At 36.2% G+C, this 15,712-nt stretch carries 13 protein-coding genes; 1 reads left to right on the top strand and 12 read right to left on the bottom strand.

The window, feature by feature from the left end; translation table 11 throughout:
- Positions 1 to 6: 6 nt before the first annotated feature.
- The 4 genes from carB to ABD745_RS14200 form a co-directional block, all read right to left on the bottom strand.
- Positions 7 to 3,186: a carbamoyl-phosphate synthase large subunit gene (gene carB / locus ABD745_RS14185; RefSeq protein ID WP_344831138.1), complete on the bottom strand. Its 3,180-nt coding sequence runs from the start codon at positions 3,184 to 3,186 to the stop codon at positions 7 to 9.
- A gap of 181 nt (positions 3,187 to 3,367) precedes the next feature.
- Positions 3,368 to 3,814, bottom strand: a complete 447-nt coding sequence (gene tnpA, locus ABD745_RS14190; RefSeq protein ID WP_344831141.1) for an IS200/IS605 family transposase — start codon at positions 3,812 to 3,814, stop codon at positions 3,368 to 3,370.
- A gap of 33 nt (positions 3,815 to 3,847) precedes the next feature.
- Positions 3,848 to 4,933, bottom strand: coding sequence for a carbamoyl phosphate synthase small subunit (locus ABD745_RS14195; RefSeq protein WP_344831143.1), 1,086 nt, complete (start codon positions 4,931 to 4,933; stop codon positions 3,848 to 3,850).
- 161 nt (positions 4,934 to 5,094) lie between these two features.
- A complete protein-coding gene (locus tag ABD745_RS14200) occupies positions 5,095 to 5,985 on the bottom strand; it encodes an aspartate carbamoyltransferase catalytic subunit (RefSeq protein WP_344831146.1) in 891 nt (296 codons plus the stop codon).
- Positions 5,986 to 6,235: 250 nt separating this feature from the next.
- Here ABD745_RS14200 and ABD745_RS14205 point away from each other — a divergent pair, with 250 nt between their 5' ends.
- Positions 6,236 to 6,697, top strand: a complete 462-nt coding sequence (locus ABD745_RS14205) for an Lrp/AsnC family transcriptional regulator (RefSeq protein ID WP_081986772.1) — start codon at positions 6,236 to 6,238, stop codon at positions 6,695 to 6,697.
- Positions 6,698 to 6,857: 160 nt separating this feature from the next.
- Here ABD745_RS14205 and argH read toward each other — a convergent pair whose 3' ends face one another.
- The 8 genes from argH to ABD745_RS14245 form a co-directional block, all read right to left on the bottom strand.
- Positions 6,858 to 8,162, bottom strand: coding sequence for an argininosuccinate lyase (gene argH, locus ABD745_RS14210; protein WP_344831151.1), 1,305 nt, complete (start codon positions 8,160 to 8,162; stop codon positions 6,858 to 6,860).
- Between the two features lie 249 nt (positions 8,163 to 8,411).
- Positions 8,412 to 9,494 (bottom strand): M20 family metallo-hydrolase, encoded by a 1,083-nt coding sequence (locus tag ABD745_RS14215; RefSeq protein WP_344831154.1) that lies wholly within the window; start codon positions 9,492 to 9,494, stop codon positions 8,412 to 8,414.
- Positions 9,469 to 10,263, bottom strand: a complete 795-nt coding sequence (gene argB, locus ABD745_RS14220; protein ID WP_344831157.1) for an acetylglutamate kinase — start codon at positions 10,261 to 10,263, stop codon at positions 9,469 to 9,471. The genes ABD745_RS14215 and argB overlap by 26 nt, the downstream gene beginning before the upstream one ends.
- A 54-nt stretch (positions 10,264 to 10,317) precedes the next feature.
- Entirely contained in the window at positions 10,318 to 11,274 is a 957-nt protein-coding gene (locus ABD745_RS14225) for an N-acetylornithine carbamoyltransferase (protein ID WP_344831160.1), read from the bottom strand.
- A 14-nt stretch (positions 11,275 to 11,288) separates the two neighbouring features.
- Positions 11,289 to 12,428 carry an aspartate aminotransferase family protein gene (locus ABD745_RS14230; protein WP_344831162.1) on the bottom strand — a complete coding sequence of 380 codons (1,140 nt, stop codon included), beginning with the start codon at positions 12,426 to 12,428 and terminating at the stop codon, positions 11,289 to 11,291.
- Between the two features lie 262 nt (positions 12,429 to 12,690).
- Positions 12,691 to 13,665 (bottom strand): N-acetyl-gamma-glutamyl-phosphate reductase, encoded by a 975-nt coding sequence (gene argC, locus ABD745_RS14235; protein WP_344831164.1) that lies wholly within the window; start codon positions 13,663 to 13,665, stop codon positions 12,691 to 12,693.
- A 129-nt stretch (positions 13,666 to 13,794) separates the two neighbouring features.
- A complete protein-coding gene (gene argG, locus ABD745_RS14240; protein WP_344831167.1) occupies positions 13,795 to 14,988 on the bottom strand; it encodes an argininosuccinate synthase in 1,194 nt (397 codons plus the stop codon).
- On the bottom strand, positions 14,960 to 15,559 hold the full coding sequence (locus ABD745_RS14245; protein WP_344831169.1) for a GNAT family N-acetyltransferase: 600 nt from the start codon (positions 15,557 to 15,559) through the stop codon (positions 14,960 to 14,962). The genes argG and ABD745_RS14245 overlap by 29 nt, the downstream gene beginning before the upstream one ends.
- Positions 15,560 to 15,712: the final 153 nt, after the last annotated feature.

Here is a 15,712-nt window from a genome sequence, read left to right on the forward strand (position 1 = left end):
CGAAAATTACATCGTCTCCATTTTGAAGCTCATACTTTCGATAACTTTCAGAATTGCTTCAACCGTATCCATTGATGTCAGACAAGGTACACCGTTTTCAACGCTCATTCTTCTGATCTGGAAACCGTCTCTTTCGGACTGTTTTCCTTTCGTCATAGTGTTGACAACGTACTGAACTTTTCCTTTTTGAATCAAATCGATCAGGTTTACACTTTCCTCTCCGATTTTGTATCCGATTTTGCAAGGAATTCCCTGTTCTCCGAAGAATTTTGCCGTTCCTTCTGTTGCCCAGATTCTGAAACCAACCTCATGGAATCTTGCAGCTAAATCTGCAGCTTCCTGCTTGTGTTTATCAGCTACCGTGAACAAAATTGATCCGTGCATCGGAACTTTTCTTCCTGCGGCGATTAATCCTTTGTAAAGAGCTTTTTCAAGTGTCGTATCTTTCCCCATAACCTCTCCCGTAGACTTCATTTCTGGTCCCAGAGAGATGTCAACTTTCGTTAGTTTTGAGAATGAGAAGACAGGAACTTTTACAAAGACTCCTTCTTTCTTAGGAACCAATCCGTTTTTGTAGCCTAAATCTTTCAGTTTTTGACCTAAAATAGCTTTCGTTGCCAAGTTTGCCATCGGAACTTCCGTAATTTTAGATAAGAAAGGAACCGTTCTTGATGAACGTGGATTTACCTCGATCACAAACACATTTCCTTCAAAAAGAACGTATTGAATATTCATTAATCCAATCACATTCAATCCTTTAGCTAATCTTTCAGTATAATCTACCAAAGTATCGATTTCTGCCTGAGAAACATTCTGTGGCGGATACACTGCAATTGAATCTCCTGAGTGAACTCCGGCTCTTTCGATATGCTCCATAATTCCAGGAATGATTACCGTTTCGCCATCGCAGATTGCGTCTACTTCAACCTCTTTTCCTGTGATATATCGGTCGATCAAAACCGGCTGATCCGGGCTTGCTTCTACCGCAAATTCCATATAATGAGCCAATTCGCTTTCTGTGTACACAATTTCCATTGCTCTACCTCCTAAAACGTAGCTTGGGCGAACCAACACCGGATAACCGATTTCGTTGGCAATTTTTATCGCTTCTTCTTTTGAAGTTGATGTTTTTCCTAAAGGCTGAGGAATCCCAAGTTCCTGAAGGGCTTTTTCAAATTTGTCTCTGTTTTCAGCTCTGTCAAGATCTTCAAGAGAAGTTCCCAAAATCTGAACTCCGTGAGCAGCCAATTTATCAGCTAAATTGATCGCTGTCTGACCTCCGAACTGAACCACAACTCCCATTGGTTTTTCAAGATCGATAATGTTCATTACATCTTCTTCAGTTAAAGGCTCGAAGTATAATTTATCTGAAATCGAGAAGTCTGTAGAAACCGTTTCCGGGTTATTGTTGATGATAATTGCTTCATAACCCATCTCTTTGATCGCCCAAACCGAGTGAACTGTCGCGTAGTCAAACTCAACGCCCTGCCCGATTCTGATTGGTCCTGAACCTAAAACGATCACTTTTTGCTTATCCGAAACTACACTTTCGTTCTCTTCTTCGTAAGTTCCGTAGAAATATGGTGTTTCACTTTCAAATTCTGCGGCGCAAGTGTCTACCATTTTGTAAACCGGCATTACTCCGTTTTCTTTTCTGAAGTTGAAAACTTCGCGTTCTTTTACCTCCCAAAGAACTGCGATATTCACATCTGCAAAACCTAATTTTTTAGCCTGAATTAAAGTTTCTAAGTCAAATTTATTATCAGCGATAACTTTTTCGAAATCAATTAATTTCTTGATTTTCCAGATGAAGAATTTATCAATTTTACTCCATTCTACAATCTGTTCCCAGTCGTACCCTCTTCTTAAAGCATCTCCGATAATGAATAATCTTTCGTCATCACAAACTCTGATTCTTCTTTCGATCTCTTCTGCTGTAAGAGCTGCAGCCTGCTTAGTTTTTAAGCCGATATGCCTGATTCCTGTTTCAAGAGAACGGATGGCTTTTTGTAAAGACTCCTCAAAATTTCTTCCGATTGCCATTACTTCTCCCGTCGCTTTCATCTGTGTTGATAATCTTCTGTCCGCCGTTTCGAATTTATCGAATGGGAATCTTGGGAATTTAGTTACCACATAATCCAAAGCTGGTTCAAAACAAGCGTAAGTTTTACCTGTAACCGGGTTCATGATTTCATCTAAAGTTAATCCTACCGCGATTTTTGCAGCAATTTTAGCGATCGGGTATCCTGTTGCCTTACTTGCCAAAGCCGATGAACGGGAAACTCTCGGGTTAACCTCAATGATATAATATTCGAATGAATGCGGGTCTAAAGCCAACTGTACGTTACATCCTCCTTCAATTCCTAATGCTCTGATGATTTTTAAAGAAGCATTTCTCAGCATCTGATATTCTCTGTCAGAAAGTGTCTGAGAAGGAGCCACAACAATCGAATCACCTGTGTGAACCCCAACCGGATCTATATTTTCCATGTTACAAACCACAATCGCGTTGTCGTTTGCATCACGCATTACTTCGTATTCAATTTCTTTGAAACCTGCGATTGATTTTTCGATAAGACATTGAGTAACAGGGCTGTATTTCAGACCTAATTCTGCAATTTCTTTCAATTCAGCTTCCGTTGCAGCGATTCCACCCCCTGTTCCACCCATCGTGAAGGCAGGACGAACAATCACCGGATAACCGATTTCATTTGCGAAATCAATTGCTCCTTCTACTGTCGTTACAATATCAGATTCAGGAACCGGTTCGTTCAATTCTCTCATCAATTCACGGAAAAGATCTCTGTCTTCCGCTCTGTTGATCGCAGAAAGCGTTGTTCCAAGAACCTCAACTTTACATTCTTCAAGAATTCCTGATTTTTCCAATTCTACCGCCATGTTCAGACCTGTTTGTCCACCAAGTGTAGGTAAAAGTGCATCCGGACGCTCTTTTCTGATGATGTGACTCACAAATTGAAGTGAAATCGGCTCGATATATACTTTATCAGCGATTTCAACATCCGTCATAATCGTTGCAGGGTTTGAATTGATCAAAATTACCTTGTAGCCTTCTTCTCTCAAAGACAGACAAGCCTGCGTTCCTGCGTAATCAAATTCCGCCGCCTGACCAATGATGATAGGTCCTGAACCGATTACTAAAATTGTTTTTATGTCGTTTCTTTTCATTTTTTTCTTTTTTATTATTCCATGGATTTCATCCGTGGCTATTATTGTTGAACCATTTCATGGTTCTTTTTTTTCTATTTTGGGCAGCCACGAAGTGGCTGAATTTTAATAGCCGTAGGTGAAACCTATGGATTGGATAATTATCACATTCCGACAACCCATGAAATGGGTTGAACATTATTTACCACAGATATTTTTCATCAAATTCAACTCTATGAGATTTTAGCAAATTTTTATATTCATCCTCAAAGGATTCATTTTTATGATGTTCTTTTTGGTTTTTAATATAATTGATGATCATATCCTTTTCTCTTTCTGAATAAGTGAACGCGTCGTAACCGGTTTGCCATTCTTCAAAATCAGGAAATAAGCCGCTTTGCTTTATCCATAAGTTGCTTGAAACCTTAATATCTTTTACAAAACTGCTTAAGGAAACTGATGGATGCAGATCTGTAAATAAATGAATATGATCCGGCATTCCATTAATTCTATAAAGTGTGCAATTTTTATTCTTAACAATTCCCCAAATGTATTTATATAATTGATCTTCATATTCAATATTCAACACTGGTTTTCTGTGCTTCGTACTAAATACAATCTGATAATATATTTGGCGAAAGGTTGACATTTATATTTCTATCTATTTAAATAATCTTACAAATTACTGATTCTTCTTATTCTTAAAATCCTCCATCAAGTGAATGAAATCATCAAATAAGTAGTTCGCATCTTCTGGACCTGGACTAGCTTCCGGGTGATACTGAACAGAGAAACAAGGGTGAATTTTATGTTTCAAACCTTCGTTTGTTCTGTCGTTCAATGCGATGTGCGTTTCAATTAAATCTGTTCCTTTCAAACTTTCCTGATCAACTGCATAACCGTGGTTTTGAGAAGTAATTGCCACTTTATTTTTCTCTAAATCCAAAACAGGGTGGTTTCCTCCTCTGTGACCGAATTTTAACTTAAAAGTTTTCGCTCCACAAGCCAATCCGATCAACTGGTGTCCCAAACAGATTCCGAAGATTGGAACTTTTCCTAATAATCCGCGGATCATTTCCAACGCATGTTGGTTATCTTCCGGATCTCCAGGACCGTTTGACAACATGATTCCGTCCGGATCCATCAATAAAATTTCTTCTGCCGTTGTATCTTGTGAAACTACGATGATGTCACAACTTCTTTGAGACAACTCCCTGATAATTCCTAATTTAGATCCAAAATCTACTAACACAACCTTGAAACCTCTTCCTGGGTTTGCATAAGGGGTTTTTGTAGAAACCTGCTCTACCTGATTGGTTGGGAAAGTTGTTGATTTTAATTCTGAAACTACTGAATCATTATCAGTATCTGCGTTTACGATTTTTCCTTTCACCACTCCGGAATTACGAAGAATTCTTGTCAGTCTTCTGGTATCGATTCCTGAAATTCCTGAAAGGTTTTTCTTTTTAAATAATTCATCTAAAGTAATCTGAGTACGGAAATTGGATGGCAAATCACAAATTTCTTTTACGATAAGACCTTTGATAGCCGGCTCGATACTCTCATAATCATCTCTATTAATCCCATAGTTTCCGATAAGCGGATAGGTCATACAAACAATCTGACCGCAATAAGACGGATCAGAAATCAGTTCCTGATATCCTGTCATTCCGGTATTGAAAACCACTTCTCCTGCAGTTTCCAGTTCTGTTCCGAAACCTTCTCCATGAAACACTTCACCGGACTCCAGTATTAACTTTTTCTTCATTTTTTAAATTAGATATTAGATTTAGAAATTAGAAGTTAGACTTCTGCATTCTGTTATTTTATTTCTTATTCTTTCTATTTATTTCCATGGATTTCATCCATGGCTATTAACAGGTCGCCCTTTCAGGGCTCTCCATCTTTTACTTTTATCTTGGCTATTTTTTACTTAAAAGTATGTCCTTCTTTTTCCAAGGCTTCTTTAAGTATTGCCATTCTTGCGAAAACGCCGTTTTGCATTTGTTTGAAAACTCTTGAACGTTCACATTCTACCAAGTCTGTATCAATTTCCACTCCTCTGTTGATTGGGGCAGGATGCATGATAATAGCTTCTTTTTTCATTGCTTTTTCTCTTTCTTTCGTCAAACCGTATTTTCTGTGGTATTCCGAAGCTGAGAAACTCATTTTTGAATCGTGTCTTTCGTGTTGAATTCTTAATAACATCAATACATCAACATCTTTAATCATTTCATCTACAGACAGGTAAGTCCCGTTGATTAAAGCACCTTCATCAAACCATTGTTCAGGTCCTGAAAAATATACTTTTGCACCTAATCTCCTTAATGCTTCTGCATTTGAATTGGCAACACGACTGTGTTTTACATCTCCTACAATTCCCACTTTTAACCCTTCAAATTTTCCGAATTCCTGATAAATCGTCATTAAATCCAGCATACATTGAGATGGATGGTTTCCCGTTCCGTCTCCTCCGTTAATCATAGGAATTTTAATATTTTTTAATTCATCAAAATATCGGTCTTTCTTATCTCTGATCACGACAAGATTTACTCCTAAGCTTTCAATCGTTTTTACTGTATCGTATAAACTTTCACCTTTATTCACGGAACTGTTTGCCGCATCAAAAGGAACTACCTGTAAACCTAATTTTCTTTCGGCAATATCAAAACTGGTTTTCGTTCTCGTACTGTCTTCGAAGAAAAGATTTGAGCAAAAAACTTCTCCTTCAATTCTGGCAGTTTTTCCGTTTGCAAAAGCGATTGCTTCTGTCACTATACTGTTGATTCTCTCGGTGCTTAGTTCTGTAATCGTAAACATAATATCTTAATTTTTTCACAAAAAAAAAGCGAAGAAAATATCTTCGCTTAAAATAAATAAATATCGTAAAGGGCGTCTACGCCCGGTAATTCTAATGATATAAATACTGTGTTATTCATTAGGTGCAAAGATATAACATTTCCACGAATTGACAAAATCAAAATTTGATTTGGATTAAAAAATATTAATCTGTCCTTATTTTCATTTTTAAATACTATTTTTGTTAGAATTCAATCTTATTCTATATTCTATGGATTTAAAAGACAAAATGATTCTCAGTATCATTCAGGAAGACTCTACCTATTCTGTGAAAGAAATTTCAGAAAAGATAGGTCTTACGTTTACTCCAACCTATGAACGCATTAAACAGCTGGAAAAACAGGGAATTATTGAGAAATATGTAGGTCTTTTGAACCGTGAAAAACTGGGTTTAAATATTGTTGTTTACTGCAATGTCCGTCTGAAAGAACAATCTAAAAAAGTTCTTGAAACTTTCGAGAAAAATATAATGCAACACGATGAAGTTCAGGAAATCATCAGTCTTTCCGGTGAATATGACTATATGCTGAAAATCATTGCAAAAGATATTAATTCTTATAATGATTTTACGGTTAACGTGATTTCAAACATTCCTAATATCGGGCAATATCACAGTTCAATTGTACTGCATGAAGTTAAAAAATCTACTAAGTTTAAGATTGATTTGGGATAATTTTTTATTTAAATCAAAACATTTTGTTTAATAGTTTAAAGATGCTTCGACAGAGCTCAGCATGACACCGCTACAAATAAATCGCTAATAAAACAGATAGTATTAGAGATGTCATGCTGAGCTCTGTCGAAGCATCTAAGAAAGTTTTAAGTTTAAAATATCACCCCAACAATTTATTTTTCAATTTATTAAACTGATATTCTATTTTATCTAAACATAAATTCCCTATACTTCCCTGATGGGTATGATTAAGATTTTTTATCTCAAAATCAAACTCATTATTCTCAATTTCCTGCCCTACTTTTACATACGCATCACGGAAAGAACTTCCGTTTTTCACTTCTTCATTGATTTTCTCTACGCTGAAAAGATATTTATACTTTTCATCTTCCAGAATCCCTTCTTTCACCTGAATATTCGGTAAGGTATAGCTTAATATTTCAAGACATTCTTTCAAGGAATCGATTGCCGGGAAAAGAATTTCCTTTGTCAACTGCATATCTCTGTGATATCCTGAAGGCAGATTATTCGTCAATAAAATAAACTCATTCGGCAAAGACTGAATTCTGTTGCAACGGGCACGAACCAGTTCAAAAATATCAGGATTTTTTTTGTGAGGCATGATACTGCTTCCCGTTGTAAATTCCTTTGGAAAACTTATAAAATCAAAATTCTGGCTTAAATACAGACAAACATCGTACGAAAACTTACCTAAAGTTCCTGCTAAAGTTGCCATTGCCATCGACAACATTTTCTCCGACTTTCCACGCGTCATCTGAGCATAAACCGAATTATAATTCATCGACTGAAAACCTAAATTATACGTCGTACTCTCACGGTCAATCGGGAAAGACGAACCATAACCCGCCGCTGAACCCAATGGATTTTTATTAATGATATTTTTAACCGAGAAAAGCATTTCAACATCATCCAACAACGCTTCGGCATAAGCTCCAAACCACAATCCGAACGATGAAGGCATTGCAATTTGTAAATGGGTATATCCCGGAAGAAGAACATTTTTATGCTGATCCGCCAGTTTGATTAATATTTGAAAAAATTCATCCGTCAAAGTTGTGATCTCACGGATTTCATCCAGTAAATACAGTTTAATATTCAATAAAACCTGATCATTTCTTGAACGAGCCGTATGAATTTTCTTTCCTGTATCGCCCAATTTTTCAATTAAAATAGATTCAACCTGCGAATGAATATCTTCCGCAGTTTTATCAATTTCAAAAGTTCCGTTTTCGATATCTTTCAAAATTTCTTCCAAAACAGACAACATCTGCTCTGATTCTTCATTGGAAATAATTCCCACTTCTGCCAACATTTTACAGTGCGCCATTGAACCTTTAACATCATATTTTGCTAAACGTTCATCAAAATCGAGATCTTTTCCGACTGTGAATTTATTGACTAATATATTGGTGGCATTATCGTCTTTTTGCCATATTTTTTTCATAAAATTATTTTTTATTTTATAATTTTCTTTTGTCTTGAAATCGAAGATTCGACGTAGTCAAACAAAAGAAACAAAAATTCAAGACTGGAAACTCCGGCTAAAAATTAAAATTAAATACTAAAATCCCCAAAACTTGCGCGAATTCAATATTTGTTCTTCAGTTCAAAATTAGTGTCGCGCTTCAAACAGTGGGAATTTTTTAACGGATTAAATTTCAATTTTCTTAACGCCTCCGTTTCCTAGGTCAATTTATAGAACCTTCTCAAGGATCTGGATGTAAATAGCAATCCCCTCTTCTATTTCCTTTATATAGATGTATTCATCTGCGGTGTGAGAGCGTGTGCTGTCTCCGGGACCGAGCTTTACCGATGTACAAGGAATAATCGCCTGATCGGATGAAGTTGGCGAACCGTAAGTTGTCCTCCCGATTTCCAGACCTGCCTGTACAAATGGATGATCCATTTCAATTTTTGAAGAATTTAGCCTGAAAGACCTCGCTGTTAACCTTGATTTCATCTGCGACTGGATGATTTCAAACGCTTCTTCATTAGAATATTCATCCGTAACTCTCACATCTAAAGTAAAAGTACAAGATTCCGGAACTACATTATGCTGAACTCCGGCATGAATTCCAGACAGCGTAACCTTAACTTCACCCAAATAATCGGAAATTTTTGGAAATTTAAAGTTTAAGATATTCTGCAAATCTTCCATACATTTTACAATCGAGTTATCGTTGTTCGGATGAGCGGCGTGAGAAGGAGTGCCTTTCATTTCCCCGTCAATTACCAAAAGTCCTTTTTCCGCGATTGCCAGATTCATCTGCGTTGGTTCTCCTACAATGGCAAGCTCGATATTTGGCAGTTGGGGAAATAAAGCTTCAATTCCGTCAAACCCTGAAATCTCCTCCTCTGCCGTCAAAGCAATCACTAAATTATATTGCAAATCTTCTTTATCATAAAAATGTAAAAAAACCTGAGCCATCGAGACCAGAGAAGCTCCAGCATCATTACTTCCCAATCCGAACAATTTTCCGTCTTTCTCAACCGGCAAAAACGGGTCTAGAGTGTAAGCTTTATTCGGTTTTACCGTGTCGTGATGCGTATTCAGCAAAATCGATGGTTTAAAAACATCAAAGTTTTTATTTACTGCCCAAATGTTATTTTTAAAACGTTTTGTAGGAATATTGTTCTTTTTAAAAAAGTTTTCAATCTCCACAGATGTATTATATTCATCTTTGCTGAATGACGGAATTTCAATCAGTTTTTTCAACAAATCCACTGCGTTATTCAGTAATTCTTCTTTACTATAAACAGATTTCAGTTCCTGCATGATGGTTCTCTATATGGTTTTTTAGTTCGGTTTCTTTAATTAAGAATACCTTATTTACATTATTTTTTACTGCTCCAAGAGCGTTTTCCAGTTTTGGAAGAATTCCTTTATGAAGCTTTCCTTCATTTTTTAAAACAGAAAATTCCTCTTCGGAAATATTTTTGATGACAGATTCAGGATTTCCGACATCTTCCAAAACACCTTCTTTATCGAAACAATACAACAATTCAACATCATATTTTGAAGACAGCGCCTGAGCGATTACCGAAGCAATTGTATCAGCATTGGTATTAAACAAATTTCCTTTTTTGTCATGAGTGATTGCTGAAAATACCGGAACGAGATGAAGTTTAATTAATTTTGAAATTAATTTCTTGTTCACGCTTTTCTTCTCGATATCGCCCACAAACCCGAAATCTATTTCTGCATGTTCTCTCTTTTTAGCTTTAATTAAATTTGCATCAGCTCCCGAAAATCCGATTGCTTTGCATTTTTTCTGCTGAAGTTTTGCCACAATATTTTTGTTGATTCCTCCCGCATAGACCATAGCCACAATATCCAACGTATCTTTATCTGTGATTCTTCGTCCGTTGACTATCTTTTGTTCAACGCCTAATTTATCAGCCAATGTAGTTGCTAATTTTCCACCTCCATGAACAAGAATTTTTCTTTCTTTAATGTCAGAAAACTGTTCTAGAAATTCATTCAATAGTTCCTCATCATCGATTAATGCTCCGCCGATTTTTATGATGTATAATTTATTTTTCATTGCAAACCTTTTTTGAAAACCTCATAGGTTTTTGAAACCTATGAGGTTTAGTTATTAAGAATTCAATTCATCTAAAATTTCAGAGAAAACAGCTTGTGCAGAGAAAATCCGGTTTTTTGCCTGTTGATAAATAATGGAATTTCCACCATCCATTACCTCATCACTCAATTCTACATTACGACGAACCGGAAGACAGTGCATTACTTTTGCCTGATTGGTATTTTCCAATTTTTCGTTTGTTAGCATCCAGTTTTCTTTCACTTCAGGCATTGCTGCATAGTCATCAAAAGACGACCAGTTTTTCACATAAATAAAATCTGCATCTTTCAACGCTTCATCCTGATTATGGATTACTTTCACGTTTTTTGTAAAGTTTTTGTCTAAATCATAGCCTTCTGGATTGGTGATCACTAAATCTACATCCATTTCCTGCATCCACTCTGCGAAAGAGTTTCCAACCGCATGAGCAATCGGTTTGATATGTGGAGCCCAGGTTAAAACCACTTTTGGTTTACGTTCTTCTTTCCAGTTTTCAGTAATTGTGATGCAATCTGCCAAACTTTGCAAAGGGTGACGTGTAGCCGACTCCAATGAAATAATGGGAACTTTTGCATGTTGCTCGAACTGGCTTAAAATGCTTTCGTTAACATCATCTTCCTTGCTTTTCATTCCTGCAAAACAACGAACGGCGATGATGTCACAATATTGATTTAATACTTCAATGGCATCTTTGATATGCTCTACCGTATCACCGTTCATTACAGCCCCGTCTGCGAATTCTAAATTCCATGCTTCTTGAGCTGCGTTTAACGTCAACACATTTAATCCTAAATTTTGCGCTGCAATCTGACTGCTCAAACGAGTTCTCAAGCTTGAATTTAAAAATACAAGTCCAATTGTTTTTCCTTTTCCTTTCTCGGTTTCCGAAAGAGGATTTTCTTTAATTTGTAAAGCTTTTTTTATAATTTCCTGTAAGTTTTCAACGTCACTTACAGAGGTGAATTTTTTCATTTTGATTTTTGATTTTAAAGATTTTCTAAAACAGTTTTCAAAGCACCGATAAACAAATCGGTTTCTTCTTTTTTAATGTTAAGCGCCGGAAGAATCCTCAACACAGCCTTATCATTAGAGTTTCCTGTGAAAATATGATGATTGTACAGCAGGTTATTCCTCACTTCCGAGCAGTCCCTGTCGAGTTCGATTCCAATCATCAAACCTTTCCTTCGGATGGTTTTAATATGTGGAAAATCTTTAATTTCATTTTCAATATACTCGCCCATTTTGTGAGCATTTTCGATGAGATTTTCATCTTTCATCACATCCAATACAGCAATCGCAGCGACACAAGCTAAATGATTCCCTCCGAAAGTTGTACCCAGCAAACCATTACTTGCCTGAAACTTAGGATGAATTAAAACACCGCCGATTGGAAAACCGTTCCCCATTCCTTTTGCTGTTGTGATAATGTCTGCTTCAATTCCAAATTCCTGATGTGCGAAGAAATGTCCGCTTCTTCCGTATCCTGACTGAACTTCATCTAAAATCAAAACAGCATCATATTTCTCACATAATTCTTTGATTTTAGTTAAAAATCCAACCGTTGGAATCATAATTCCTCCAACTCCCTGAATTCCTTCAATGATTACAGATGAAATTTCACTTCCTTGTTTTTCAAAAACTGCTTCAAGCTGTTCGATGTTATTCCATTCAGATTTGATGAATCTTTCGTCATAGTTTACCGGAGCTACGATTTTAGGATTGTCTGTCACCGAAACTGCCGCCGAAGTTCTTCCGTGAAACGAGCCTGAGAAATATAACACTTTACTTTTTCCGTTGTGGAAAGAAGCCAGTTTTAAAGCATTTTCATTTGCTTCAGCTCCTGAATTACATAAAAATAAATTATAATCTTCCAAGCCTGAAAGTTTTCCTAATTTTTCAGCCAGTTCAGTCTGCAATTCATTCTGAACCGAGTTTGAATAGAAAGATATTTTATCTAATTGGTTTTTTAATTGAGTCTGATAGTGCGGATGGTTGTGCCCGATAGAAATCACGGCATGACCTCCGTAAAAATCAAGATATTTTTCTCCTTTATCGTCCCAGAGAAATGATCCCTGAGCTTTTACTGGATTGATGTTAAATAATGGATATACGTTGAATAAATTCATTTTTTTTATTTTAATTAATTTCTTTTGTCTTGAAACAAAAGAAACAAAAGTTCAAGACTGGAAACTCCAGCTAAAATTTCTAAACTCGGGCGGAAAGTAAAATTTCGTATTATAAAGAGTTTTTTGACCCGCCACTCAAACAAGAGAAATTTTTTAACGGAAATTCTTCAAAATTTCTTAACACCTCCGTTTCCTAAGTCACTTTAAATTGCGTTTTAAAAATTCACGATTGACTATTTGACAATTGTCTTTTAAAGTTTTTTTAAAACGCAATTGGTTTTAAATTTAATCCTGAATTTTCTTCCCAGCCCATTGCAATATTCATATTTTGAACTGCTTGTCCGGAAGCTCCTTTCAACAAATTGTCAATCGCTGAGTGAATAACTGCAACATTTCCACTCTTTTCTATATGAATCACACAGCGATTGGTATTGACAACCTGCTTTAAATCAATTGCTTTCTCACTTACCTTTACAAAAGGTTCATCTGCATAAAAATCCTTAAACAATTGATGAATATCTGAAAGTTCTACATCTGTTTTCACCGTGGAACTCGTGAAAATTCCTCTCGCAAAATCCCCTCTCCATGGAACAAAATTCAGGCTGATTTCATTCGTATTAAAAGAAACTAACTGCTGTAAAATCTCATCCACATGTTGATGTGTCAAGGTTTTATAAGCTGAAATATTATCATTCCTCCAGGTAAAATGTGTCGTTGGCTGCAAAGACTGACCTGCACCTGTTGAACCTGTAATTCCCGTTGTATAAACCTCATCCAACAAACCTTTTTCAGCCAATGGAAGCAGAGCCAGTTGAATAGCTGTTGCAAAACATCCCGGATTTGCAATACTTTTCGCTCCTGAAAGTTGTTTTTTGTTGATTTCAGGTAAACCGTAGATAAAATTTCTGTTTGCGAAATTTCCGTCTAAGCGAAAATCATTTCCTAAATCGATGACCAACGTTTCATCTTTTACCCCATTTTGAGCTAACCAATTCTGACTTTCTTTGTGAGGAAGACATAAAAATAAAATATCTACCTCTTCAGGCTGATCCGTTAAAACCATTTCACAAACCGTCGTTAAATCCGGGTACAAATCTGAAATTTTTGTCCCCGAATTTGAACGACTATATAAAAAACTCAAAGACACATTGGGATGAAAAGCCAGCAGACGAACCAGTTCGCTTCCTGTGTAGCCGTTGGCACCGATGATTCCTGCTGTTTTTTTAATATTAATCATTTTATTGGTTTTCACGGAGTTCAACCGCAAATATTATTATTGAACCCTATCGGGTTCTGATTGCTTGTTGATTTAATAATCCATAGGTTTCACCTACGGCTATTCATATTGAACCCTTCGGGTTTATCATCATAATGCTGAATTTATCTGATGATATATATTTAAAGAATTGCTTACGATTTTTGTGTAACCTTTCACATCTTCTCCCGTCCAAGCTCTGTTTGCTTCGCCGTAGCTTCCGAATTTATCAGACATCAGATCATGTTTAGATTCAATTCCGTTTAAAATAAATCTGTATGGATGAAGCGTTACAAATACTTTTCCGCTCACTGTTTTTTGAGAATCATTTAAGAAAGACTCGATATTCCTCATCACAGGATCTAGGAAAAGCGCTTCGTGAAGCCAGTTTCCGTACCAATCAGACAATTGGGATTTCATCATCTGCTGATATTTTGAAAGCGTATGCTTTTCCAACAAATGGTGCGCTTTTATAATTACTGATGCCGCTGCCGCTTCAAAACCAACTCTTCCTTTAATTCCAACAATCGTATCCCCAACGTGGATATCACGACCGATTCCATAAGCAGATGCTAATTCTTCAATTTTCTGAATCGCATAAACAGAATGCTCAAAATTTTCTCCGTTTACGGCTACAACCTCACCATTTTTAAACTCAATTTCCAATTCTGAAGGCTGAGTTTCTTTAATTTGAGAAGGAAAAGCTTCTTCGGGAAGATAATTTCTTGATGTCAATGTTTCTTTTCCGCCAACTGAAGTTCCCCAAAGTCCTTTATTCACAGAATATTGCGCTTTTTGAAATTCCATTTCATAACCATGGTTTTTCAAAAACTCAATTTCTTCTTCACGGGATAAAGATAGATCACGAATTGGCGTAATAATTTCTACATTCGTGCACATTACCTGAAAAATCAAGTCGAAACGAACCTGATCATTCCCTGCTCCTGTACTTCCGTGGGCGATTGCATCAGCATTGATTTCAATGGCATATTTTGCAATTTCCTGCGCCTGAATCGTACGTTCAGCACTTACAGACAAAGGGTATGTATTGTTTTTCAAAACATTTCCAAAGATCAAATATTTTACGCAAGAATTATAATAATCTTTCTGAGCATCAACGCACCTGTATTCTTTTACCCCAAGATTAAAAGCTTTTTTCTTCAATTCTTTTTCTTCTTCTTGAGAAAAACCTCCGGTATTTACAGTGACTGCATACACCTCATATCCAAGTGTTTCACTCAAATATTTGGCACAGTAAGAGGTATCTAAACCTCCGCTAAACGCTAAGACTACTTTCTTGCTCATTATTATATTGATTTTCGGGCTGATTGTTTACAACCTCATTTACTTTATTATTTTCAGGAACGAAAAGCATTGCTGTACAAAGACAGTTTTTACGTTCTTTTTTCATCAAAATTTCATAGTTCACACAACTTTTGCAACCATTCCAAAACTCATCATCCTGAGTTAATTCAGAATAAATTACTGGCTTATAACCTAAGTCACTGTTAATTTTCATTACAGCAAGTCCCGTCGTCAGACCGAATATTTTTGCATTTGGGAATTTCTCTCTCGACAATGCAAACACTCTGTCTTTGATCATAGTCGCAATACCTCCATTCCTGAATTTTGGAGAAACAATCAATCCTGAGTTGGCTACAAACTGTCCGTGGGACCACGTTTCTATATAACAGAAACCCACCCATTCCCCGTTTTCAGTGGCGACAACAGCATTGCCTTCTGAAATCTTTTTGCTTAAATATTCTATGGAACGTTTTGCGATCCCCGTTCCTCTTCGCTGTGCAGAATCATACATTTCCTGCTGTATTTCACTCACATACATTAAATGTTCGCATGAGGAAATTTGTATTTCCATTTATTTATCTGAATTTTTTGGCAAATTTAAAGTATAATAACTTTAAAAACCAAATTAAAAAGATATTTTTATTGAATTAAATTAATACACAGGTAATTTTATCTTTAAGTTAAATTAATATTTTGCTAAATTATTATACATTTGCTAAAAATA

The organism is Chryseobacterium ginsenosidimutans, from assembly GCF_039536845.1.
Classification (GTDB): domain Bacteria; phylum Bacteroidota; class Bacteroidia; order Flavobacteriales; family Weeksellaceae; genus Chryseobacterium; species Chryseobacterium ginsenosidimutans_B.